This is a genomic window from Streptococcus sp., from assembly GCF_032481935.1.
Taxonomy (GTDB): Bacteria; Bacillota; Bacilli; order Lactobacillales; family Streptococcaceae; genus Streptococcus.
On record NZ_JAWERU010000003.1, the window covers coordinates 1 to 22395 of the forward strand.

A 22395-nucleotide genomic window follows, 5' to 3' on the forward strand; every position below is an offset into this window, starting at 1 on the left:
GATTCCGTAACCGTATGTCAACTAAAAACGGTCGTCGCGTATTGGCAGCTCGTCGTCGTAAAGGACGCAAAGTTTTGGCTGCATAATCCAAACGAATTCAACAAAGAAGTCAGTAGGAACTCGAGTCTACTGGCTTTTCTGTTGCCTAAAAAAGTGAATTTTCTAAAATACCTTTTTTAGAATAAAAACTTCAGCAGATGTATTGGAAAGGAGACATATAGAAAAAAGCTCAAAATCAGAAGGTGAATTTCTGATTTTGAGCTTTTCTTTATTCTTTCAAATGATAAGAGTAGCTGGCAACGACGACATCTTCGTGCCATCTGAGAGCATATTTTAATTTGAGACTCATTTGATTGTGGAGGATATTTTGCCAAGGTTTGTTAGGGATAAATTGAGGTACTAGAACTGTGACTGTGTAGTTCTTTTTCTTGGCTTCTTGAGAGATTTTTCGAACATAGCGAACTGTTGGTGTGATGATATCGCGATAGCTAGTATTAATGTTTTTTAGAGTGATATTTGGGAAGTAGTCGGCAAATTCTTGGAGGATTTCTTGGTCTTTTTCCTCAGTTTCCTTGGTGGAAATGTGCATCGCCAAAACCTCATCTCCAATACTTTGCGCGTAATTAATCGCTCCGACGCTGACTCGAGTGACATTTCCTACTAAGACAAGGACGACATTGCCATCGTAGGTTTTCTTTTGAATTCCTTCATAAAGTCGAAGCTGTTTGGCCACTTTTTGGTAATGACTGTGGATAGACAAAAAGAGGAAGGTTAAGACTAGGATAATTGGGAAGAAGGGCCAGATATCTCCAAGTCTGAAGAAGAGTAAGATAAGAACGATAGCATAACAAATGATGGCACCGAGGATATTTGCAAAGGCAGATTTTAAGAAATGAGAACCTTTTTCTTTTTTCCAGTGGCGAATCATCCCTGTTTGAGAAAGTGCAAAAGGAACAAAAACTCCAATAGTATAGAGAGGGATCAAGCGTTCTGTATTTCCGTTAAAAATGAGCAGAAGGATCATAGCGCCAAAGGCCAAGGTTAGGATACCGTTTGAGTAACCTAGGCGATCTCCTTTTTCCATAAAAAGATGGGGCATGTACTTGTTTTTAGCCATATTGTAAGCCAACATTGGAAAGGCAGAAAAACCAGTATTTGCAGCTACGGCAAGGATGAGGGCAGTTGAAAATTGGAAGAGATAATAAACAATCTGACCGAGAGCTGAATCCCCTAAAATTCCTTTAGCCATTTGTGAGAGGATTGTTTCTCCGTGTTGAGGTGTAATTCCCATCCAGTAATTTAAGAAGGTAATCCCTGCAAAGAGAAATCCAAGAATAAGAGACATGATAGTAAGCGTTTGGGCTGCGTTTTTCTCTTTGGGAGTCTTGAAAAATGGAACAGCATTTGAGATAGCTTCAACTCCAGTTAGTGAAGCTGAACCGCTGGTAAAGGCTCTTAAAATCAGGACGATTGAGAGACTTGGGACAGTTTGACCAATTGCAGAAGTTGCATGATAGCTGAGAGAACCAGTCAATAGTTGGAAGATACCAAACAATAAGAGGAAGACCGTGCTAAAGATAAAGAGATAGACAGGGATCATCAGAGAACTAGCAGATTCCCTCAAGCCTCGCAGATTCAAAAGCATGAGTAAACAGACCAAAAAAATGGAGATGTGGAGGTTGTAGGGGTGGAGGGCAGGCAGTGCTGCTGTGATCGCATCAGCTCCTGCAGCCACGGATACGGCTACTGTTAGCATATAGTCAACAAGCAAGCTTCCACCGGCAATCAAACCGAGCTCAGGAGAAAGATTTTCTCGTGTTACCATATAGGCACCCCCACCTTGAGGGTAGGCGTGAATGATTTGTCGGTAAGAAATGGTTAGACTAGCAAGTAGCAAGAGGACAAAAATGCCGATAGGGAGACTCCACCAAATAGCAAGTGGAGATAGGCTAGCCAAGACAAGGACGACCTGCTCAGGTCCATAGGCGATAGATGAAAGGGCATCGCTTGAGAGCATTGCAAGTGCCTGTGTTTTTCCAAGTAGTCCTCCCTCGCCTTCAGTCAAGGACTTAAGGGGACGACCAATAAAGGTATATTTTAATTTCGTAAACATTTTCTTTCCTTTTCTGAAAATTTCAACAAGAGTTATTATACTGCTATGAAAATAAGTCGTCAAGAAAAAGTGAGTGATTTTAAAATATTTTTTCCTATAAGGATGAGAGCAGTTTTTTGGTATAATAGAAGGTAGAAAAAACGAGGGAATATAAATGATTTTTGATACTCATACCCACTTGAATGTGGAAGAATTTTTGGGACGCGAAGAAGAAGAACTTGCCTTAGCGGCTGAAATGGGTGTAACTCGGATGAATATTGTTGGTTTTGACAAACCGACTATTGAGCGGGCGCTAGAACTAGCAGATAAGTACGATCAACTCTATGCGACTATTGGTTGGCATCCTACAGAGGCAGGAACCTATACAACGGAAGTTGAGAATTACTTGTTGGAAAAACTAAAACACCCCAAAGTGATTGCCTTGGGGGAGATTGGTTTGGACTATCACTGGATGACAGCCCCTAAAGAAGTACAGGAACAAGTTTTCCGTCGTCAGATTCAGCTATCTAAGGAACTGGACTTACCTTTTGTGGTTCACACACGTGATGCGCTCGAAGATACCTATGAAATTATTAAGAGTGAGGGAGTTGGTCCACGTGGCGGCATCATGCATTCCTTCTCAGGTTCTCTGGAGTGGGCCGAGAAGTTTGTGGAGCTTGGCATGACCATTTCCTTTTCTGGAGTGGTGACCTTTAAAAAAGCAACAGACATTCAGGAAGCAGCCAAAGAGTTACCTTTGGATAAGATTTTGGTAGAAACGGATGCGCCTTATTTAGCCCCAGTACCCAAGCGTGGGCGTGAAAATAAGACAGCTTACACGCGCTATGTAGTGGACTTTATAGCCGACTTGCGTGGCATGACGACAGAAGAATTGGCTGCTGCGACAAGTGCTAATGCAGAACGAATCTTTGGATTGGAACGTAAATCATGAAAGAGAAAATTTCCCAAGTCATCGTAGTCGAAGGACGTGATGATACGGCCAATCTCAAACGTTACTTTGACGTTGAGACCTATGAGACTCGCGGATCGGCTATCAATGAAGAAGATTTTGGACGAATCCAACGTCTACACGAACGTCATGGGGTGATTGTCTTTACAGATCCTGATTTTAATGGAGAGCGCATTCGTCGGATGATTATGACGGCCATTCCGACAGTTCAGCACGCCTTTCTCAAACGTGATGAAGCTGTTCCCAAGTCCAAGACCAAGGGACGTTCCCTAGGAATCGAACATGCCAGTTATGAAGACTTGAAAACAGCACTGGCTCAAGTAACAGAGCAATTTGAAGTAGAAAGTGACTTTGATATTAGCCGTAGTGACTTGATCCGCCTTGGTTTTCTAGCTGGAGCAGACAGCCGAAAACGCAGAGAATATCTAGGAGAGAATCTTCGTATCGGTTATTCCAATGGTAAACAACTTCTCAAGCGTTTAGAATTATTTGGCATCAGTCTAGCTGAAGTTGAAGATGCCATGAAATCGTATGAGAATTGAGAAACCGTCCCAAAATGTAGGGGGAATATGATACAATAGAAGTAATCATATACGGTTTAATCAGGCTTGATAGCAAGCATTAGAAAAGTGCTCCACAGGATTAGCCTTGTGTGGAGTTAATGAGGAAAAGTTATGGGAATCTTTGATTTTTTAAAAAAGACGGAAACTGCAGAGGCAACTGAAATAGCTGAAGCACAGAAAGAAAGAGAAGAATCTAAAAACAATGCATGTATTGGAGTTTTAGATTTGTTCCCAATGAAGGAAACGAATCAATTATTGATTGTTGGGAGTTTAGAAGGGACTCTCAAGGTTGGGGATCAGTTGCAGTTTTGCAATCCTGACCAAGGAATGGATGCTCTTGGTACTGTAGAGGTTAAAAAACTTAGCAGTCAAAACAAAGATGCAGATAGTCTTACTGATGAAGTTCTCGCGCATCTAGTGGTTGATAGGCTTCCTTCTTTGGATAAATTGAAAAAAGGAAGTGTGCTCTTTAGTTCAGGTGTTGAGGAAGAGCAAAAATTATCAAGCTATTCAGATGCTCTGTATCGTGCTTTTGTAGCCATCCAAGAAGGTCAATTGACTAATGAAGACTATTTGGCAGCTAGCCTTGATGACAGCGTAGAGATTTTACGTCTCTTTTTATGGAAATGCCGTCAAAATCAGGAAACTGAAAGTGAAGAAAGCTATCAAGCCAACACTCGTAAGTTGGAACGCCTAGCGGAAATCGTTAAAGATAAGCTCTTAGCAGCAGATGCAGTTTATGCTGTTTATTCGGAAAAAACAGGCGAACCCTATCTTTTCTCAACGACCTATGATAGGGGAGAAGAGGGGTATCTCTGTACGGATCCCATGATCATGCTTTTGACGCCATCTTGGTATCGCCAATTCAAGGAAACCATTGATAGTCGACCAAACTCTGTCGTAAAACTGATTGAAAATACGGAAGATAAAAAAGGGATTGAGAATTTCCTTGGAATAGCCTTTTACTTAAATGGTGCCTTGGGAGCAATCTTTAATTCCAAGGAAGTCAGCATCAGTGCCTCGGCTTTGGTTCAAAAACCAGATTATTCTAATTTGCCAGAAATACAAGTTCCTGTAATGAATCCTGACTTGGTAAGATGGATGCTGTTGATGGGACAATTGGATAGCCCGACGACAGAAGATGAAGAAGTAATTTATAAGCTCTATTATAAGTTCTTTTCAGAAGCTATACCGAAAGCTAAATTCCTAATTCCTCTAGATGCGGCTTCGGAATTTAAGGGCGATAGTCAGGAAGGAAATTCCTTCGTTTTAGAAAAAGATTCTAGTTTCAACATTCCAGTTAAAGAAGGAAAAGATGGGCGAAACTCTGTGCCGGTATTTACTGATTGGAAACGCCTGCGAATGGTCTTTGACGAAAAATGGAATGGCATGATTGAAGAAGCAGGAGGCATGATTGAAATTTTTGACTATGCCATTAATCCAACGGAGTATTATGAAGCGGGTGCCTATGTTAGTCTAACAGCTTTTAAAGAGATGCAAAAGCTTGGCGAGGAACTAGAAGGCAGAGCTAAAGATTAGAGAGTTTCTTTACATTGGGAAACTATATGGTTTTATCTACATCCTACTTGAACCACTAACCTTTTTCAAAGATTGTGAAAGGAAATGATATGGCAAATAGAAGTTATATTTACTTAAAAAACGGAAATGAAGCTCGTATCTTAACAGAAGGCATCTACACAATACCCTATTTTTGGCAATTGTTTTGGGATGAAGAAGATTTAAAAGCTCCGATTGCTCTCTGGAAAACAGCAGAAAAACTCGAAGAAGATGAAGAGCAAGCAGAAAGATTTTACCAAGAGCAGAATGTAGATATCTTGCTTTCTATTGAAAAATTCCAACAGAATGCCCTCAAAAACCGATCTTTTTTAGAAGAGAATGCCCCGCAATCCGTGCAACTATATGATGACTTTGTCCGTTATATTCTTGCAAACGTCAAAGACGGTGATGTGCTCGGATTTGATCTTTTAGATGTTGTTTTTATGGACCAAGTGTCTGTTGTTTCTGATAAACTGTTAAAAAATATCCGGGCTATTCGGGAAAATCAACCCAAAGATTTAGATTTTTCTTTGACAGAAGAGAACTTAATTGGTCTTGCTATGGGCTTTCCTGATTATTATGCTTCAGAATTATTGCCAGAAGACAATATTCTAGATTCGGTTGCCTATCAGGATGAACTGAAGAAAACGAACCCCCAAGAAGATAAGAAAGTGCTTGATATGACTGGATCTGATTCAAAAGGGAACAAGCCTCGTGTTCTTTTAGTGTTTTGGATTTTGTTGGCACTAGGAATTATGTGGGTTTTATATATTATTTTTAGCTAATAAATAGAAAAGAGAATAAATGAGAATTGCAGATTATAGCGTGACCAAGGCAGTGCTGGAGCGTCACGGTTTTACCTTTAAAAAGTCCTTCGGGCAAAATTTCCTGACGGATACCAATATCCTTCAAAAAATTGTGGATACGGCTGAGATTGATGACCAGGTCAATGTCATTGAGATCGGGCCGGGTATTGGTGCCTTGACGGAATTTTTGGCTGAGCGTGCAGCTGAAGTTATGGCCTTTGAGATTGACCATCGCTTGGTACCAATCCTAGCGGATACCTTGCGGGATTTTGACAATGTGACCGTAGTCAACGAGGACATTCTAAAAGTTGACCTAGCGCAACATATCCAGAATTTCAAAAATCCTGACTTGCCCATCAAGGTAGTGGCAAACTTGCCTTATTACATCACGACACCTATTCTCATGCACTTGATCGAAAGTGGGATTCCTTTTAGTGAGTTTGTGGTCATGATGCAAAGAGAAGTGGCGGATCGTATCTCTGCTAAGCCAAATACCAAGGCTTACGGTAGCTTGTCGATTGCCGTTCAGTATTACATGACAGCTAAGGTTGCCTTTATTGTACCTCGTACGGTCTTTGTGCCAGCACCAAATGTGGATTCAGCTATCCTGAAAATGGTACGTCGTCCAGAACCGGTTGTAGCAGTAAAAGATGAGAACTTCTTCTTTAAGGTTTCCAAGGCTAGTTTCACCCATCGTCGTAAGACCTTGTGGAATAACTTGACAGGTTACTTTGGCAAGACTGAGGAAGTTAAGGATAAGTTGACTAGGGCTTTGGACCAGGCCGGACTATCCCCAAGTGTACGCGGTGAAGCTCTTGGCTTAGAAGAATTTGCCAGTCTAGCAGATGCGCTTAAAGGACAAGGACTCTAAGATGCAAGGACAAATCATTAAAGCTTTGGCCGGCTTCTACTATGTGGAAAGTGAGGGTCAGGTTTATCAAACACGTGCGCGTGGAAATTTCCGTAAAAAGGGGCATACGCCCTATGTTGGAGATTGGGTAGATTTTTCTGCGGAGGAAAATTCCGAAGGTTATATTCTCAAGATTCATGAACGAAAAAATAGTCTGGTTCGCCCACCCATTGTCAATATTGACCAAGCTGTGGTTATCATGTCTGTTAAAGAACCTGACTTTAATAGCAACTTGCTGGATCGCTTCTTGGTCCTTTTGGAGCACAAGGGCATTCACCCTATTGTCTATATTTCCAAAATGGACTTACTAGAGGATAAGAGAGAACTGGATTTCTACGAGAAAACCTATGATGCTATTGGTTACGATTTTGTGACGAGTAAAGAAGAACTTTTACCCTTGTTGACAGGCAAGGTTACGGTCTTTATGGGGCAGACGGGTGTTGGAAAGTCAACTCTCCTCAATAAAATCGCACCTGACCTTAATCTTGAAACAGGAGAAATCTCAGACAGTCTGGGTCGCGGTCGTCATACCACACGAGCTGTTAGTTTTTACAACCTCAATGGGGGTAAAATCGCGGACACACCAGGCTTTTCATCACTGGACTATGAAGTGTCAACGGCTGAAGACCTCAATCAGGCTTTTCCAGAGATTGCCTCTGTCAGTCGAGACTGTAAATTCCGTACTTGTACCCATACCCATGAACCTTCTTGCGCGGTTAAACCGGCTGTCGAAGAAGGTATCATTGCGAACTTCCGTTTTGACAACTACCTGCAATTCCTCAGTGAGATTGAAAATCGTAGAGAAACCTATAAAAAAGTCAGCAAAAAAATTCCAAAATAAGGAGAAACCTATGTCTCAATACAAGATTGCTCCGTCAATTCTGGCAGCGGATTATGCCAACTTTGAACGTGAAATTAAACGCCTAGAAGCAACTGGGGCAGAATATGCCCACATCGATATCATGGATGGTCACTTTGTACCCCAAATTAGTTTTGGTGCAGGTGTGGTTGAAAGTCTTCGCCCCCACAGCAAGATGGTCTTTGATTGCCACTTGATGGTATCAAATCCCGAACATCATTTAGAAGATTTTGCGCGTGCGGGAGCAGATATTATCAGCATCCATGTCGAGGCAACACCTCATATCCATGGGGCTCTTCAAAAGATTCGTTCTCTCGGTGTTAAACCTTCGGTAGTCATCAATCCTGGTACGCCTGTTGAGTCTATCAAGCACGTGCTTCACTTAGTTGATCAAGTCTTGGTCATGACGGTGAATCCTGGCTTCGGTGGGCAAGCATTTCTGCCAGAAACCATGGATAAGGTACGTGAATTGGTTTCCCTTCGTGAGGAAAAAGATTTGAACTTTGAGATCGAAGTGGATGGTGGGATTGATGATAAAACCATTGCTCAAGCCAAAGAAGCTGGTGCAACAGTTTTTGTAGCAGGATCCTATGTCTTTAAGGGAGATGTCAATGAACGAGTGCAAGCTCTCAGAAAAGAACTGGACTAGAGTTGCAGTTTTTGCTGGTGGAGACCGTGGTCACTATCGAACAGATTTTGATTGCTATGTCGGTGTGGATCGAGGCTCGCTTTGGGTACTAGAGGAAAAACTTCCTCTTGCTCTTGCAGTTGGGGATTTTGATTCTGTGACTGTAGAAGAACGTCAGTTGATTCAAAAACGTGCCCAGCAGTTTGTTCAAGCCCAACCAGAAAAAGACGATACCGATTTGGAATTAGCCCTTCTCACTGTTTTTGAAAAAAATCCGCAAGCTCAGGTGACTATTTTTGGTGCCCTAGGTGGTCGCATTGACCATATGTTAGCTAATGTCTTTCTACCCAGCAATCTTAAATTGGCGCCCTATATGCGTCAAATAGAGATTGAGGATGGGCAAAATTTGATTAGCTATTGCCCAGAAGGAATCAGTCGACTTGAACCACGTTCGGACTATGATTATTTGGCCTTTATGCCTGTGAGGGATAGTCGTTTGACAATACTCGGTGCCAAGTATGAACTGACAGAGGAAAATTTTTTCTTTAAGAAAGTTTATGCTTCTAACGAATATATAGATAGGGAAGTGTCAGTGACTTGCCCAGATGGCTATGTGGTCGTCTTGCATAGCAAAGATAGGAGGTAGGATGGAAAGTTTACTTGTTGTTTTATTAGTTGCTAATCTAGCCGGCCTCTTTCTTATTTGGCAAAGGCAGGACAAGCAGGAAAAATATCTGACCAAGAGCTTGGAGGATCAGGCAGATAACCTATCAGACCAGCTAGATTATCGATTTGAACAAGCTCGACAAGCTAGTCAGCTGGATCAAAAAAATCTTGAAGTGGCTGTCAGTGACCGTTTGCAGGAGGTGCGGATTGAATTGCACCAGGGTCTGACACAGGTGCGCCAAGAGATGAACGAAAACCTTCTCCAAACCAGAGATAAGACTGACCAACGACTACAGGCCTTGCAGGAATCAAATGAACAACGCTTAGAACAAATGCGCCAAACGGTCGAGGAAAAGTTAGAAAAGACTTTGCAAACACGCTTGCAGGCCTCTTTTGAGACAGTTTCCAAGCAACTAGAATCTGTCAATCGTGGCCTAGGTGAAATGCAAACTGTTGCGCGAGATGTCGGTGCGCTAAATAAAGTTCTTTCTGGAACTAAAACGCGAGGAATTCTAGGTGAATTACAACTGGGGCAGATTATTGAAGACATCATGACACCTGCCCAGTATGAACGAGAATTTGCAACGGTTGAAAATTCGAGTGAGCGAGTCGAGTACGCTATCAAGTTGCCTGGGCAAGGCGACCAAGAATATGTTTATCTACCGATTGACTCTAAGTTTCCATTGGCGGATTATTACCGTCTGGAAGAAGCCTATGAAGCAGGTGACAAGGACGAGATTGAGCGCTGTCGTAAGTCTCTCCTAGCAAGCGTCAAGCATTTTGCTAAGGATATTAAGAGTAAGTACCTGGCGCCACCTCGGACAACCAATTTTGGAGTCTTGTTTGTTCCGACAGAAGGTCTCTATTCGGAAATCGTTCGCAATCCGATTTTCTTTGATGATTTGAGACGGGAGGAACAGATTATTGTTGCAGGTCCAAGTACCTTGTCGGCTCTTCTTAACTCCTTATCGGTTGGCTTCAAAACTCTCAATATCCAAAAGAGTGCTGACCATATTAGCAAAACCCTTGCTAGTGTCAAAACCGAGTTTGGCAAGTTTGGAGGTATTCTGGTCAAGGCACAAAAACATCTCCAACATGCCTCTGGCAATATTGATGATTTATTAAATCGTCGTACTACAGCTATCGAGCGAACGCTTCGTCACATTGAGTTATCAGAAGGTGAGCCTGCGCTTGATTTGCTCCAATTCCAAGAAGATGAGGAAGAATATGAAGATTAGTCACATGAAGAAAGATGAGCTTTTTGAAGGCTTTTACCTGATCAAGTCAGCTGACCTGAGACAGACACGTGCTGGGAAAAATTACCTAGCCTTCACCTTCCAAGATGATAGTGGAGAAATCGAAGGGAAGCTCTGGGATGCTCAACCCCACAATGTTGAAACCTTTACAGCAGGGAAAGTAGTCCATATGCAAGGTCGTCGTGAAGTGTACAACAATACGCCTCAGGTTAATCAAATCACCCTTCGCTTACCACAACCTGGCGAACCAAATGACCCAGCGGACTTCAAGGTTAAATCTCCAGTAGATGCCAAAGAGATTCGTGAGTATATGGCGCAGATGATTTTTAAAATTGAAAATCCAATTTGGCAGCGAATTGTTCGAAATCTCTACACCAAGTATGACAAGGAATTCTACTCTTATCCAGCTGCTAAGACCAACCATCATGCCTTTGAAACAGGGCTTGCTTATCATACTGCCACTATGGTTCGTTTGGCAGAAGCAATTGCAGATATTTATCCTCAGCTCAATAAGAGCTTGCTCTACGCGGGGATTATGCTGCACGACCTTGCCAAGGTTATTGAGTTGACAGGTCCTGACCAGACAGAGTACACAGTAAGAGGAAACCTTATTGGTCATATCGCTCTGATTGATAGCGAGATTACCAAAGCAGTAATGGAGCTTGGCATTGATGACACCAGAGAAGAGGTTGTACTTCTTCGCCATGTCATTCTCAGTCATCATGGTCTCCTCGAGTATGGTAGTCCAGTTCGTCCTCGAGTGATGGAAGCAGAAATTATTCATATGATTGATAATTTGGATGCCAGCATGATGATGATGACAACAGCTCTGGCCCTTGTTGATGAGGGAGAAATGACCAATAAGGTCTTTGCTATGGACAATCGTTCCTTCTACAAGCCAAAATTAGACTAGAAACTAAAAAAATGAACTTTATTTAGGCAATAAAGTTCGTTTTTTTGCTTTTGTGTGATATAATGAGAAAAAGACTAATACTCTTCTAAAATCAAATTCAAACCACGTCAGCTTTGCCTTGCCGTACTCAAGTACAGCCTGCGGCTCGCTTCCTAGTTTGCTCTTTGATTTTCATTGAGTATAAATAAAAAAGAATGGTAAAAATATAATGAAATTAAGAAGAAGTGATCGGATGGTTGTCATTTCCAATTACTTGATTAACAATCCATACAAATTAACCAGTCTCAACACCTTTGCGGAAAAGTATGAATCTGCCAAATCGTCTATTTCTGAAGACATCGTCATCATTAAACGTGCTTTCGAAGAAATTGAAATTGGTCATATTCAAACGGTGACAGGTGCTGGTGGTGGTGTTATTTTTACACCATCGATCTCTCCCCTTGAGTCTAAAACGATTATCGAAGAGCTTCGTGATAAACTTTCAGAGAGTGATCGCATTCTTCCGGGTGGCTACATTTATTTATCTGACCTATTGAGTACTCCAGCTATTTTGAAAAATATCGGTCGCATTATTGCCAAGAGCTTTATGGATCAGAAGATTGATGCTGTTATGACGGTAGCGACCAAAGGGGTTCCGCTTGCAAACGCAGTGGCAAATGTTCTCAACGTACCATTTGTCATTGTCCGTCGCGACTTGAAAATCACTGAAGGTTCAACTGTTAGTGTCAACTATGTTTCAGGTTCTAGTGACCGTATCGAAAAGATGTTCCTTTCAAAACGTAGCCTCAAAGCAGGAAGTCGTGTCTTGATCGTCGATGACTTCTTGAAGGGTGGAGGAACCATTAACGGGATGATTAGCCTCTTGTCTGAGTTTGATTCAGAGTTGGCTGGTGTAGCTGTCTTTGCTGATAATGCACAGGAAGATCGTGAACAACAGTTCGACTACAAGTCACTCTTGAGAGTCACAAATATTGATGTGAAGAACCAACAAATTGCTGTTGAAGTTGGAAATATCTTCGATACAGAAAAATAAGAATTGACTTGAAATACAAAGGTTGGAACTTTCGTCCCAGCCTTTCTTTGATAATGAATATGAAGGAGTCCTATGAAAACACCATTTATTAAACGTGAAGCTTTAGAAAAGATTGTCGAAGAGTTTCCAACCCCTTTTCACCTCTACGATGAAAAAGGGATTCGTGAGAAAGCACGCGCAGTAAACAAAGCCTTTTCTTGGAATAAGGGCTTTAAAGAATACTTCGCAGTTAAAGCGACCCCAACTCCAGCTATCTTGAAAATCTTACAAGAAGAAGGATGTGGAGTGGATTGTTCTAGTTATGTCGAACTCTTGATGAGTCACAAGCTTGGGTTTACAGGGGCGGATATGATGTTCTCATCTAATAACACCCCAGATAGAGAATATGCCTATGCTCGTGAATTAGGTGCGACGATTAATTTAGATGCCTTTGAAGATATCGAGCATTTGGAACGTGCAGCAGGCATCCCAGAAATCATCTCTTGCCGTTACAATCCTGGTGGCGTATTTGAACTGGGAACGGACATTATGGATAATCCTGGTGAAGCTAAGTTCGGGATGACTAAGGAACAGCTTTTTGAAGCCTTTGCCATCTTGAAAGAAAAGGGAGCTAAAACCTTTGGGATTCATTCCTTCCTTGCTTCCAATACAGTGACCCATCTCTACTATCCAGAATTAGCACGTCAGCTTTTTGAATTGGCAGTAGAAATCAAGGAAAAGTTAGGTATTTCACTGGACTTTATCAATCTTTCTGGAGGTATCGGGGTTAACTATCGCCCAGACCAGGAGCCTAATGATATTGCTTTGATTGGAGAGGGAGTTCGTCAGGTTTATGAAGAAGTCCTCACACCAGCAGGTCTTGGTCAGGTTAAAATCTTTACAGAACTAGGTCGCTTTATGTTGGCACCTCATGGCATTCTCGTCACAAAAGTTACTCATAAAAAGAAAACCTATCGTACTTATCTAGGAGTAGATGCGTCAGCTGTCAATCTTATGAGACCGGCTATGTATGGCGCTTATCACCACATCACCAATATGATGCATCCTGATGGTCAGACTGAAGTAGTTGATGTTGTTGGCTCTCTTTGTGAAAACAACGATAAGTTTGCAGTTAATCGTGAACTACCTCAAACAGAAATTGGTGATTTGTTAGTCATTCATGATACAGGTGCGCATGGCTTCTCTATGGGCTACCAGTACAATGCCAAGCTTCGTTCGGCAGAAATTCTCTATACAGAGGACGGTGGAGCACGCTTGATCCGCCGAGCAGAGCGACCAGAGGATTATTTTGCGACTCTCTATGGCTTTGATTTTGACAAGGATTAATAAATATTTTGAAAATCATGAAAGTTGAAAGTGAAAAACAGATTGTTTTCTAAAAAATAGGCAAAATCTGTGGTTTTTCTTTTCAGTCATGGTATAATAAAGACTATAAAACGTTTTCAAGGAAGGTAACGATATGTCTGAGGAAATAATTGACTATGGACAAGTGACAGGAATGGTGCATTCGACAGAGAGTTTTGGGGCGGTAGATGGCCCTGGAATTCGTTTTATTGTCTTTTTGCAAGGCTGTCAGATGCGTTGCCAATACTGCCATAACCCTGATACTTGGGCTATGGAAACCAATAAATCTCGTGTACGAACAGTAGATGATGTTCTAGAAGAAGCGCTTCGTTATCGTGGTTTCTGGGGAGACAAGGGAGGTATCACAGTCAGCGGAGGAGAAGCCCTCTTGCAGATTGATTTCTTGATTGCCCTCTTTACCAAGGCAAAAGAAAAGGGTATCCACTGTACCTTGGATACTTGTGCCCTTCCATTCCGTAACAAACCACGCTATCTAGAAAAGTTCAACAAGTTAATGGCCGTGACAGACTTGGTTCTCCTTGATATCAAGGAAATCAACGAAGCACAACACAAGATTGTAACCAGTCAAACTAATAAAAACATCTTGGCTTGTGCTCAGTACTTGTCAGAAATCGGTAAACCTGTTTGGATTCGTCACGTGCTAGTGCCAGGATTGACAGACAGAGATGAAGATTTGATTGAACTTGGTAAGTTTGTGAAAACTCTCAAAAATGTTGATAAGTTTGAAATCTTGCCTTATCACACAATGGGTGAGTTCAAATGGCGTGAGCTTGGGATTCCGTACTCACTTGAAGGAGTTAAACCTCCAACAGCAGAACGTGTTAAGAATGCTAAGGAATTGATGGATACAGAAAGCTATCAAGATTACATGAAACGTGTACATGGATAAAATGAAAGAAGAGGTCGGGATTTTTTCTCGGCCTCTTTTCAACTATAGAAAAGGCTCAGCATTTAAGCTAAGCCTTTTATTTTTTATCTAGAATGTTGCTTTCCAGCATTGCGTTTTTTGTTTTTCTTCTTGTTAGAAGTTGTGATAGCTGTTGCTGGTTCAGGGGTTACATCTTTACGAGTGCTTGAAGTTTTGCTTGCTTTTGGTGGGTTCTTAGCAAATTCTTCACGTACTTTTTTACGAAGTTTTGGACGAACGATGTAGTTGATGATAAATTGTTGAAGGATCATCATGAAACCACCGACAACCCAGTAAAGTGTAACGCTGGCTGGTGAGAAGACAGAGAACACGACAATCATGAGAGGGCTCATATAGAGCATCTTCTTGATTTGTTCTCTTTGAGTTTCATCTTCAACTCCATGTAAAGAAAGGAGTGATTGAAGATAGTAAAGGATACCAGCAAAGGCAACCAAAATCATACTAGGTGAGCCTAGAGGAATTCCTAGGTAGCTTGCTTGGGCAACTCCTTCAGTATGTTGGGCAGCAAAGTAGATAGCAGAGAAGAAAGGCATTTGAATGAGGATAGGGAAACATCCCACGCCGCCAAACATGCTGATGCCGTGCTCTTTTTGAGCAGCAAAGAGAGCTTGTTGAGCTTCTAATTTTTCTTCTTGTGTCGTTGCTTCTTTCAGGCGAGTCTGATGTGGTTCAAGGACGTGCTTGAGAGCATTCATCTTCTCAGAGTGAAGCGTCGCCTTCCATGATTGGTAGATACCAAGTGGGAGGATAATCAAGCGAACGATAATGGTTACGATGATAATCCCAACACCGAAACCGAGACCTTGATCATTAGCGAAGTATTTGATAGCTTCTCCCATTGGAGCACCCAAGAAATCCCAAACGGGACCAATTGGCTTACCTGTTGCTTTATCGATCTGAACGCAACCTGCCAAGACTAATAGCATAGCCACTCCCATGACTGAGAGAGCGATTCGTTTAATTGATTTCACTGTTTTTATTCCTTCTTTAAAAATTATACCTTTCTATTCTACTGTTTTTTTGGAAAATATACAATAGTTCTAGAGACCTAATTTGCGACTTTGAAGTCTGAATAAGATGGAAAGTTACTCAATTGAACATCAAGATAGGTTACTTTAGAGAATGGGGTAGGGCCTTTTCGGATCTCTTGGATAAATTTAGCCATGATGGCTGAAGACTCTGCTTGGGCAAGAATTTCAACGGTTCCGTCATCGTTATTCCAGACACGACCCGTAATGCCACCTAGTTCTAGAGCTAGGGTATAGACACCCCATCGGAAGCCCACTCCTTGGACGCGACCTTGGGCGATCATTTTAACCTTTTGCATACCAAACCTCCTTGATTGTGTTATAATATTTCTATGACTATTATAACCTCTAAAGCCAATTCTGTGGTGAAAAATGCCAAAAAATTGCATCAAAAAAAATATCGGAAAACCTCATATCTGATTGAGGGATGGCATCTGTTTGAAGAAGCCGTTCAGGCAGGTGCAAAGATTGAGAAAATTTTTGCTCTCGCAGAGTATGGTGAAAAATTAGTAGACTATCCTCAGACTGTCCTTGTGACAGAAGAAATCTTGCTCGATTTAGCTGATTCCCAAACACCTCAGGGCATTGTAGCTATTGTTCAAAAAGAAGAGGAGCTGTTGCCGGATTTTACCTCAGGTAAATATCTTTTCTTAGAAGATGTGCAGGATCCTGGAAATGTAGGGACCATGATACGGACGGCAGATGCGGCAGGTTTTTCAGGAGTCATCGTTTCCAGCAAGTCGGCTGATATATACAGTCTCAAGACTCTTCGCTCCATGCAAGGCAGTCATTTCCATTTACCGATTTATCGCATGTCTGTCGAAGGGTTTGTGGAACAAGCTAAAAAGAGCGGTTTACCAATTCTAGCAACCACCTTGTCCCAGAACTCTAAAGATTATCGTGAACTGGCTCGGTTAGAAGATTTTGTCTTAGTCATGGGAAATGAAGGTCAAGGGATTAGTCCATTCATGACAGACCAGGCAGACCAATTGGTCCACATCAGCATGAAAGGGCAGGCGGAAAGTCTAAATGTTGCCATTGCGGCAGGCATACTCATGTTTTATTTGAGTTAAATCAATTTATTTTTGTTATAATCAGTAAAAAGATTTCATAAGGAGAAAAAGATATGAATCAAACAATTATTCAAGAACGTTCAGGTTTGAATCAATTTTATGCAAAAGTTTATGCTTTTGTAGGGATTGGGATCGCCTTATCTGCACTTGTTTCAGCCTTAATGTTAACGACCTTCCAAGACCTTCTTGTTCAGTTGATGTTTAACGCCCGCATATGGTTAATCGTAACAGGAGTAGTTGAAGTTGCTCTTGTAATAGCAGCAAGTAATATGGCTTATAAAAATAGCCCAGCAGCTCTTCCGATGTTTCTCATCTATTCAGTAGTGAACGGTTTTTCACTGAGTTTCATCGTGTCGCTCTATCTACCAGGAACGGTTCTAACGGCTTTCATTTCTAGCGCTGCCCTCTTCTTTGTCATGGCAATTATCGGAGTTGTGATTAAAAAGGACTTGAGTGGTATCGGGCGTGCTTTGATTGGAGCCCTGGTGGGTCTTATCTTGGCTATGATTGTCAATGTATTTTTAAACAGTGGCCTCTTCGACTACATTATCAGTATTGTCATGGTTCTTGTTTTTGCAGGTTTGATTGCTTGGGATAACCAAAAGATTCGCTATGTTTATGAAGAATCAAATGGTCAAGTCGCTACAGGTTGGGCAATTTCATTGGCACTTAGTCTCTACCTCGACTTTATTAACATTTTCCTTAGCTTCTTGCGTATCTTTGGAAGTGACGATTAATACTTTTAGAGCTCAAATGAGCTCTTTTTTTAAATTTTTACTTTTATTTTTACTGGCAAAAGGGTATAATCATCTTATTATTCAAAAGGAGAGATGTATGAAGAAAAGTTTTATCCATCAACAGGAAGAAATTTCCTTTGTAAAAAATACCTTTACCCAGTATTTGAAAGATAAATTAGAAGTTGTGGAAGTGCAGGGGCCAATCTTGAGTAAGGTTGGGGACGGGATGCAGGACAACCTTTCAGGGATTGAACATCCAGTTTCTGTTAAGGTTTTGCAAATCCCAGATGAAACCTATGAAGTGGTGCATTCCCTTGCTAAGTGGAAACGCCATACCTTAGCACGTTTTGGTTTTGGTGAAGGAGAAGGCCTCTTTGTTCACATGAAGGCTCTTCGTCCAGACGAAGATTCATTAGATGCGACTCACTCAGTCTATGTAGACCAGTGGGATTGGGAAAAAGTTATTCCAAACGGACAGCGCAATCTTGCCTATCTTAAAGAAACGGTAGAAAAGATTTATAAGGCTATTCGTTTGACAGAGTTAGCAGTAGAAGCTCGCTACGATATTGAGTCAATTCTACCTAAACAAATTACCTTTATCCATACTGAAGAGTTGGTGGAACGCTACCCAGACTTGACACCAAAAGAACGTGAAAATGCTATCTGTAAGGAATTTGGTGCTGTTTTCTTGATTGGTATCGGTGGAGAATTGCCAGATGGAAAACCTCATGACGGACGTGCACCAGACTATGATGACTGGACAACTGAGTCTGAAAATGGCTATCATGGCTTGAATGGGGACATCCTTGTTTGGAATGATAACTTGGGTGCAGCCTTTGAATTGTCTTCAATGGGCATTCGTGTCGATGAAGACACCCTCCGTCGCCAAGTAGCTATCACAGGAGATGAAGACCGTCTAACTTTAGAATGGCATAAAGCTCTCCTAAATGGACTCTTCCCATTGACAATTGGTGGAGGAATTGGCCAATCTCGTATGGCTATGTTCCTACTTCGTAAGAAGCACATCGGTGAAGTCCAAACCAGTGTTTGGCCACAAGAAGTGAGAGACACCTACGAAAATATTCTTTAATCAATCGAGCCGTAAGGTTCGATTTTCTTTTTTTGATAAGAATTTGGTATAATATACGGTATGAAAATCGTATCAGGAATCTACGGTGGGCGTCCTTTAAAGACGCTGGACGGTAAAACGACAAGGCCAACATCAGATAAGGTTAGGGGCGCTATTTTTAATATGATTGGCCCCTACTTTGAAGGAGGACGTGTGCTAGATCTTTATGCTGGCAGTGGTGGTTTATCCATCGAAGCGGTCTCAAGAGGGATGTCCAGTGCCGTTCTGGTCGAGAAGGATCGTCGAGCCCAGAATATAGTCGCAGAAAATATCCGAATGACTAAGGAAACCTTTAAGTTTCAATTGTTGAAAATGGAATCCAGTCGTGCATTAGAACAGGTTGATGGTGTCTTTGATCTTATTTTTTTGGACCCTCCCTATGCAAAAGAACAAATCGTGTCAGATATTGAAAAAATGGCAGAGAGAAATCTTTTTTCAGAGGATGTCATGGTGGTATGTGAGACCGATAAATCAGTAGAACTTCCAGAAGAAATCGCTTGTTTGGGCATCTGGAAGGAAAAAATATATGGGATTAGTAAGGTGACGGTTTATGTCAGATAAGATTGGGCTATTTACAGGTTCTTTTGATCCGATGACCAATGGACATTTGGATCTCATTGAGCGTGCAAGTAAGCTCTTTGATCAATTGTATGTAGGAATTTTTTATAATCCTCATAAAACGGGATTTTTACCGATAGAGAGTCGAAAGAAAACTGTGGAAAAAGCAGTAGCACATCTCAAAAATGTCCAAGTCATAGCTTCTCACGATGAATTAGTCGTTGATGTTGCTAGAAGATTAGGTGCAGAGGTCTTGGTGCGTGGCTTGCGTAATGCAACAGATCTTCAGTATGAAGCTAGTTTTGATTTTTACAACCATCAACTAGCGGGAGAAATGGAGACAATCTATCTCCACAGTCGCCCAGAGCATGTATACATCAGCTCTTCGGCTGTGAGAGAACTATTGAAATTTGGTCAAGATATCAGCGGGTATGTACCAAATGCTGTTCTAGAGGAGTTAAACAATGAAGAAAAAAACTAGATGGCCCTTATATCTCATTATTGGGCTCATTATCACTTTTATCGCTTTTACGGTGCCCCTGCCTTATTATATCGAGGTGCCAGGAACTTCTGAAGATATTCGAAAGGTTTTACAAGTTAATAACCAACCTGACCAAGAGGAAGGTTCCTACCAATTTGTGACGGTTGGAGTTAAGCACGCTAGACTGGTTGACTTAGTCTATGCTTGGCTAACACCTTTTACGGACATACATAGTGCCAAAGAGATGACGGGTGGTTCGTCAGATGCAGAATTTATGCGAATCAACCAGTTTTACATGGAAACTTCGCAAAACATGGCTAAATATCAAGGTCTGAAGACGGCTGGTAAGGAAATAGAGCTCAAATATCTGGGTGTCTATGTTTTGACTGTAACAGATAACTCGACTTTCAAGGGAGTTCTTAATATTGCTGACACCGTAACAGCTGTGAATGGCAAGACTTTTGAGAGCTCCAAGGAGATGGTTGACTACGTTAATTCTCAAACTCTAGGTGATCAGGTTAAGGTTACCTATGAGGAGGATGGAAAAGTCAAGACTGCCGAAGGAAAGATCATTACTCTAGAAAATGGGAAAAATGGTATCGGAATCGGCTTGATTGACCGCACAGAAGTATCTAGTGATGTGCCAATCAAGTTTTCAACTGCAGGCATTGGTGGTCCTAGTGCTGGGATGATGTTTAGTCTATCCATCTATACGCAAATTGCAGATCCCACTCTTCGAAATGGACGCATCATTGCTGGTACAGGAAGTATCGACAGAGATGGGAATGTTGGTGATATTGGTGGAATTGATAAAAAGGTTGTGGCCGCAGCTAAGAAAGGAGCAACTGTATTCTTTGCTCCTAACAATCCAGTAACTGAAGAAGCTAAAAAAGCAAATCCAAATGCCAAGAGTAATTATGACACAGCTCTCGAAGCAGCTCAAATGATTAAAACAGACATGAAAATCGTTCCAGTCAAAACGCTTCAAGATGCGATTGACTATTTGAAAAACAATCCCTAAACAGTAGGCGAATCCCTAAACTAGCTTAGAAAAAAAGAAGATGGTATAATAGGCAAATGATTCAATTGTTTTTTACCCTTAGTAGTCATATGTTTTTTGTCTACCTAGTCTTTCAGCTCTTGAAAGATTTGGTCAGATGGGATCAAATTTTGAAGGTGACAAAGGATAATGCGAAGAAGGTTCGACTCTTGGTAGTATTGTGTAGTATCGGTTTAGGATATCTGATTAGTTCCTTTTTCCTAAATCTCTACCAACTTTGGCAAGAAGCAGTTAGAACACTATTCTAAAATTGTAAGTGAAGGAAAATACTCTATGGAAAAAATTGTAGTTCAAGGTGGCGATAATCGTTTGGTTGGAAGTGTTACCATCGAGGGCGCAAAAAATGCAGTTTTGCCACTGCTTGCAGCAACTATTTTAGCAAGTGAAGGAAAAACGGTCTTAAAAAATGTTCCTATTTTATCGGATGTTTTTACCATGAATCAGGTGGTTCGTGGATTAAATGCGAAAGTAGACTTTGATCAAGAAGCACATATTGTTGAAGTTGATGCAACCGGTGACATCACAGAAGAAGCTCCCTATAAGTATGTCAGCAAAATGCGTGCTTCTATTGTGGTATTGGGGCCAATCTTGGCTCGTGTAGGACATGCTAAAGTTTCTATGCCAGGTGGTTGTACTATCGGTAGTCGCCCTATCGACCTTCACCTAAAGGGACTCGAAGCGATGGGGGCTCAAATTACTCAAACGGCAGGATATATCGAAGCTAAGGCAGAACGCTTGCACGGAGCTCACATTTACATGGACTTCCCAAGTGTAGGTGCTACTCAAAACTTGATGATGGCGGCAACTCTTGCTAACGGCGTTACAGTCATTGAAAATGCTGCGCGTGAACCTGAGATTGTCGACTTAGCTGTTCTCCTAAATAAAATGGGTGCCAAGGTCAAAGGTGCAGGAACTGAAACTGTGACGATTACTGGTGTTGAGCAACTACACGGTGCAACCCACAATGTTGTACAAGACCGAATCGAAGCAGGGACCTTCATGGTAGCAGCTGCCATTACAGGTGGAGATGTCTTGATTCAAGATGCCATTTGGGAACACAATCGTCCCTTGATTGCTAAATTACAGGAAATGGGTGTTGAAGTCATTGATGAGGACGAAGGAATTCGTATTCGTTCTCAACGTGAAAAATTAAAGGCTGTCCACGTTAAGACACTTCCACATCCAGGATTTCCGACAGACATGCAAGCGCAGTTCACTGCTCTGATGACTGTTGCTCAAGGTGAGTCAACCATGGTAGAGACAGTCTTTGAGAATCGTTTCCAACATTTAGAGGAAATGCGTCGTATGGGTTTGAACTCTGAAATCATCCGTGATACAGCCCGTATCGTCGGAGGACAGCCTCTCCAAGGTGCAGAAGTTCTATCGACAGACTTACGTGCCAGTGCAGCCTTGATTTTGACAGGCTTGGTAGCTGAAGGCGAAACAGTTGTAGGAAAGCTTGTCCATTTAGATAGAGGTTACTACCGTTTTCATGAAAAATTAGCCCAGTTAGGAGCTAAGATTGAACGGGTAAGTGTGGAAGCTGATGAAGATGAATAAACAATCCAAATATGTCTTACGTCGCTTTATCCTAGTAATTGTAGTATTACTACTAGGATTCTTAGCTCTTGCTATTGGTTTGATGATTGGCTATGGTATTCTAGGAAAAGGTCAAGATCCTTGGGCTATTTTAGCACCAGCAAAATGGCAAGAACTCATCGCAAAATTTACAGGAAAATAGACTGGGAGACCAGTCTTTTTCTAGAAAGTGAAATGAAGGAGA

26 protein-coding genes are annotated in these 22395 nt (G+C 41.6%); 23 read left to right on the forward strand and 3 right to left on the reverse strand.

The features are described from left to right. Nucleotides 1–86 (forward strand): bL34 family ribosomal protein (locus tag E7C97_RS00805; protein WP_316107726.1); only part of this gene is annotated, 86 nt, incomplete at its 5' end. A gap of 182 nt (nucleotides 87–268) precedes the next feature. Here E7C97_RS00805 and E7C97_RS00810 read toward each other — a convergent pair. After that, the gene (locus E7C97_RS00810) at nucleotides 269–2113 is read right to left on the reverse strand and encodes an APC family permease (protein ID WP_060956227.1); all 1845 of its coding nucleotides are present in this window, start codon (nucleotides 2111–2113) and stop codon (nucleotides 269–271) included. A gap of 154 nt (nucleotides 2114–2267) precedes the next feature. Between E7C97_RS00810 and E7C97_RS00815 the strand changes: the two genes are divergently transcribed. From E7C97_RS00815 to pflA, 13 genes are all read left to right on the forward strand, one after another. After that, nucleotides 2268–3044 (forward strand): TatD family hydrolase, encoded by a 777-nt coding sequence (locus E7C97_RS00815; RefSeq protein WP_316107664.1) that lies wholly within the window; start codon nucleotides 2268–2270, stop codon nucleotides 3042–3044. Further along, nucleotides 3041–3604 (forward strand): ribonuclease M5, encoded by a 564-nt coding sequence (gene rnmV, locus E7C97_RS00820; protein ID WP_075228318.1) that lies wholly within the window; start codon nucleotides 3041–3043, stop codon nucleotides 3602–3604. Before E7C97_RS00815 ends, rnmV begins: the two co-directional genes overlap by 4 nt. A 132-nt stretch (nucleotides 3605–3736) precedes the next feature. Further along, nucleotides 3737–5164, forward strand: coding sequence for an SseB family protein (locus tag E7C97_RS00825; RefSeq protein ID WP_316107667.1), 1428 nt, complete (start codon nucleotides 3737–3739; stop codon nucleotides 5162–5164). An 89-nt stretch (nucleotides 5165–5253) separates the two neighbouring features. Then, nucleotides 5254–5967 (forward strand): dimethyladenosine transferase, encoded by a 714-nt coding sequence (locus E7C97_RS00830; protein ID WP_075228316.1) that lies wholly within the window; start codon nucleotides 5254–5256, stop codon nucleotides 5965–5967. 19 nt (nucleotides 5968–5986) lie between these two features. Beyond that, nucleotides 5987–6859, forward strand: coding sequence for a 16S rRNA (adenine(1518)-N(6)/adenine(1519)-N(6))-dimethyltransferase RsmA (gene rsmA, locus E7C97_RS00835; protein ID WP_075228315.1), 873 nt, complete (start codon nucleotides 5987–5989; stop codon nucleotides 6857–6859). Between the two features lies 1 nt (nucleotide 6860). Next, a complete protein-coding gene (gene rsgA / locus E7C97_RS00840; RefSeq protein ID WP_316107671.1) occupies nucleotides 6861–7739 on the forward strand; it encodes a ribosome small subunit-dependent GTPase A in 879 nt (292 codons plus the stop codon). Between the two features lie 10 nt (nucleotides 7740–7749). Beyond that, entirely contained in the window at nucleotides 7750–8406 is a 657-nt protein-coding gene (rpe, locus tag E7C97_RS00845) for a ribulose-phosphate 3-epimerase (protein WP_316107673.1), read from the forward strand. Further along, nucleotides 8369–9031 (forward strand): thiamine diphosphokinase, encoded by a 663-nt coding sequence (locus tag E7C97_RS00850; RefSeq protein WP_316107676.1) that lies wholly within the window; start codon nucleotides 8369–8371, stop codon nucleotides 9029–9031. The genes rpe and E7C97_RS00850 overlap by 38 nt, the downstream gene beginning before the upstream one ends. 1 nt (nucleotide 9032) lies before the next feature. Then, a complete protein-coding gene (gene rmuC, locus E7C97_RS00855; protein WP_316107678.1) occupies nucleotides 9033–10289 on the forward strand; it encodes a DNA recombination protein RmuC in 1257 nt (418 codons plus the stop codon). Further along, nucleotides 10279–11220, forward strand: coding sequence for a 3'-5' exoribonuclease YhaM family protein (locus E7C97_RS00860; RefSeq protein ID WP_000703215.1), 942 nt, complete (start codon nucleotides 10279–10281; stop codon nucleotides 11218–11220). The genes rmuC and E7C97_RS00860 overlap by 11 nt, the downstream gene beginning before the upstream one ends. A gap of 208 nt (nucleotides 11221–11428) precedes the next feature. After that, nucleotides 11429–12253: a pur operon repressor gene (gene purR / locus E7C97_RS00865; RefSeq protein WP_006146682.1), complete on the forward strand. Its 825-nt coding sequence runs from the start codon at nucleotides 11429–11431 to the stop codon at nucleotides 12251–12253. 72 nt (nucleotides 12254–12325) lie between these two features. Next, nucleotides 12326–13579: a diaminopimelate decarboxylase gene (locus E7C97_RS00870; protein WP_316107685.1), complete on the forward strand. Its 1254-nt coding sequence runs from the start codon at nucleotides 12326–12328 to the stop codon at nucleotides 13577–13579. A 133-nt stretch (nucleotides 13580–13712) separates the two neighbouring features. Further along, entirely contained in the window at nucleotides 13713–14507 is a 795-nt protein-coding gene (pflA, locus tag E7C97_RS00875; RefSeq protein ID WP_075228310.1) for a pyruvate formate-lyase-activating protein, read from the forward strand. A gap of 83 nt (nucleotides 14508–14590) precedes the next feature. Here pflA and yidC read toward each other — a convergent pair whose 3' ends face one another. Together yidC and E7C97_RS00885 are read right to left on the reverse strand one after the other, a co-directional pair. Beyond that, nucleotides 14591–15517 (reverse strand): membrane protein insertase YidC, encoded by a 927-nt coding sequence (gene yidC / locus E7C97_RS00880; protein ID WP_316107689.1) that lies wholly within the window; start codon nucleotides 15515–15517, stop codon nucleotides 14591–14593. A gap of 77 nt (nucleotides 15518–15594) precedes the next feature. Continuing rightward, entirely contained in the window at nucleotides 15595–15873 is a 279-nt protein-coding gene (locus E7C97_RS00885; RefSeq protein ID WP_001174501.1) for an acylphosphatase, read from the reverse strand. A gap of 33 nt (nucleotides 15874–15906) precedes the next feature. On the opposite strand from E7C97_RS00885, the gene E7C97_RS00890 reads away from it, so the two are divergent. The 9 genes from E7C97_RS00890 to E7C97_RS00930 all read left to right on the forward strand — a co-directional run bounded on the left by E7C97_RS00890 (nucleotide 15907) and on the right by E7C97_RS00930 (nucleotide 22353). Then, nucleotides 15907–16647: an RNA methyltransferase gene (locus E7C97_RS00890; protein ID WP_316107692.1), complete on the forward strand. Its 741-nt coding sequence runs from the start codon at nucleotides 15907–15909 to the stop codon at nucleotides 16645–16647. A 53-nt stretch (nucleotides 16648–16700) separates the two neighbouring features. Further along, on the forward strand, nucleotides 16701–17384 hold the full coding sequence (locus E7C97_RS00895) for a Bax inhibitor-1/YccA family protein (protein ID WP_316107694.1): 684 nt from the start codon (nucleotides 16701–16703) through the stop codon (nucleotides 17382–17384). Nucleotides 17385–17481: 97 nt separating this feature from the next. Then, nucleotides 17482–18474: an aspartate--ammonia ligase gene (gene asnA, locus E7C97_RS00900; RefSeq protein ID WP_316107696.1), complete on the forward strand. Its 993-nt coding sequence runs from the start codon at nucleotides 17482–17484 to the stop codon at nucleotides 18472–18474. Nucleotides 18475–18534: 60 nt separating this feature from the next. Next, nucleotides 18535–19074 carry a 16S rRNA (guanine(966)-N(2))-methyltransferase RsmD gene (rsmD, locus tag E7C97_RS00905; protein ID WP_316107697.1) on the forward strand — a complete coding sequence of 180 codons (540 nt, stop codon included), beginning with the start codon at nucleotides 18535–18537 and terminating at the stop codon, nucleotides 19072–19074. Further along, on the forward strand, nucleotides 19064–19552 hold the full coding sequence (gene coaD / locus E7C97_RS00910; protein WP_316107700.1) for a pantetheine-phosphate adenylyltransferase: 489 nt from the start codon (nucleotides 19064–19066) through the stop codon (nucleotides 19550–19552). The genes rsmD and coaD overlap by 11 nt, the downstream gene beginning before the upstream one ends. Next, on the forward strand, nucleotides 19536–20573 hold the full coding sequence (locus E7C97_RS00915) for a SepM family pheromone-processing serine protease (protein WP_316107702.1): 1038 nt from the start codon (nucleotides 19536–19538) through the stop codon (nucleotides 20571–20573). Before coaD ends, E7C97_RS00915 begins: the two co-directional genes overlap by 17 nt. Nucleotides 20574–20629: 56 nt before the next feature. Beyond that, nucleotides 20630–20860: a DUF1146 family protein gene (locus E7C97_RS00920; protein WP_000615324.1), complete on the forward strand. Its 231-nt coding sequence runs from the start codon at nucleotides 20630–20632 to the stop codon at nucleotides 20858–20860. 25 nt (nucleotides 20861–20885) lie between these two features. Continuing rightward, entirely contained in the window at nucleotides 20886–22172 is a 1287-nt protein-coding gene (gene murA, locus E7C97_RS00925; RefSeq protein WP_316107705.1) for a UDP-N-acetylglucosamine 1-carboxyvinyltransferase, read from the forward strand. Then, entirely contained in the window at nucleotides 22159–22353 is a 195-nt protein-coding gene (locus E7C97_RS00930) for a DNA-directed RNA polymerase subunit beta (RefSeq protein WP_080980079.1), read from the forward strand. Before murA ends, E7C97_RS00930 begins: the two co-directional genes overlap by 14 nt. Nucleotides 22354–22395: the final 42 nt, after the last annotated feature.

Bases quoted from the DNA above. Each gene is read 5' to 3' on its own strand.
- E7C97_RS00885 (WP_001174501.1), bottom strand. From the start codon at position 15,873: ATGCAAAAGGTTAAAATGATCGCCCAAGGTCGCGTCCAAGGAGTGGGC.
- E7C97_RS00810 (WP_060956227.1), bottom strand. From the start codon at position 2,113: ATGTTTACGAAATTAAAATATACCTTTATTGGTCGTCCCCTTAAGTCC.
- rnmV (WP_075228318.1), top strand. From the start codon at position 3,041: ATGAAAGAGAAAATTTCCCAAGTCATCGTAGTCGAAGGACGTGATGAT.
- rsmD (WP_316107697.1), top strand. From the start codon at position 18,535: ATGAAAATCGTATCAGGAATCTACGGTGGGCGTCCTTTAAAGACGCTG.
- E7C97_RS00850 (WP_316107676.1), top strand. From the start codon at position 8,369: ATGAACGAGTGCAAGCTCTCAGAAAAGAACTGGACTAGAGTTGCAGTT.
- E7C97_RS00890 (WP_316107692.1), top strand. From the start codon at position 15,907: ATGACTATTATAACCTCTAAAGCCAATTCTGTGGTGAAAAATGCCAAA.
- murA (WP_316107705.1), top strand. From the start codon at position 20,886: ATGGAAAAAATTGTAGTTCAAGGTGGCGATAATCGTTTGGTTGGAAGT.
- E7C97_RS00870 (WP_316107685.1), top strand. From the start codon at position 12,326: ATGAAAACACCATTTATTAAACGTGAAGCTTTAGAAAAGATTGTCGAA.
- pflA (WP_075228310.1), top strand. From the start codon at position 13,713: ATGTCTGAGGAAATAATTGACTATGGACAAGTGACAGGAATGGTGCAT.
- E7C97_RS00920 (WP_000615324.1), top strand. From the start codon at position 20,630: ATGATTCAATTGTTTTTTACCCTTAGTAGTCATATGTTTTTTGTCTAC.
- E7C97_RS00930 (WP_080980079.1), top strand. From the start codon at position 22,159: ATGAAGATGAATAAACAATCCAAATATGTCTTACGTCGCTTTATCCTA.
- rsgA (WP_316107671.1), top strand. From the start codon at position 6,861: ATGCAAGGACAAATCATTAAAGCTTTGGCCGGCTTCTACTATGTGGAA.
- asnA (WP_316107696.1), top strand. From the start codon at position 17,482: ATGAAGAAAAGTTTTATCCATCAACAGGAAGAAATTTCCTTTGTAAAA.
- E7C97_RS00830 (WP_075228316.1), top strand. From the start codon at position 5,254: ATGGCAAATAGAAGTTATATTTACTTAAAAAACGGAAATGAAGCTCGT.
- E7C97_RS00825 (WP_316107667.1), top strand. From the start codon at position 3,737: ATGGGAATCTTTGATTTTTTAAAAAAGACGGAAACTGCAGAGGCAACT.
- E7C97_RS00915 (WP_316107702.1), top strand. From the start codon at position 19,536: ATGAAGAAAAAAACTAGATGGCCCTTATATCTCATTATTGGGCTCATT.
- purR (WP_006146682.1), top strand. From the start codon at position 11,429: ATGAAATTAAGAAGAAGTGATCGGATGGTTGTCATTTCCAATTACTTG.
- E7C97_RS00815 (WP_316107664.1), top strand. From the start codon at position 2,268: ATGATTTTTGATACTCATACCCACTTGAATGTGGAAGAATTTTTGGGA.
- rpe (WP_316107673.1), top strand. From the start codon at position 7,750: ATGTCTCAATACAAGATTGCTCCGTCAATTCTGGCAGCGGATTATGCC.
- rmuC (WP_316107678.1), top strand. From the start codon at position 9,033: ATGGAAAGTTTACTTGTTGTTTTATTAGTTGCTAATCTAGCCGGCCTC.
- coaD (WP_316107700.1), top strand. From the start codon at position 19,064: ATGTCAGATAAGATTGGGCTATTTACAGGTTCTTTTGATCCGATGACC.
- rsmA (WP_075228315.1), top strand. From the start codon at position 5,987: ATGAGAATTGCAGATTATAGCGTGACCAAGGCAGTGCTGGAGCGTCAC.
- E7C97_RS00860 (WP_000703215.1), top strand. From the start codon at position 10,279: ATGAAGATTAGTCACATGAAGAAAGATGAGCTTTTTGAAGGCTTTTAC.
- E7C97_RS00895 (WP_316107694.1), top strand. From the start codon at position 16,701: ATGAATCAAACAATTATTCAAGAACGTTCAGGTTTGAATCAATTTTAT.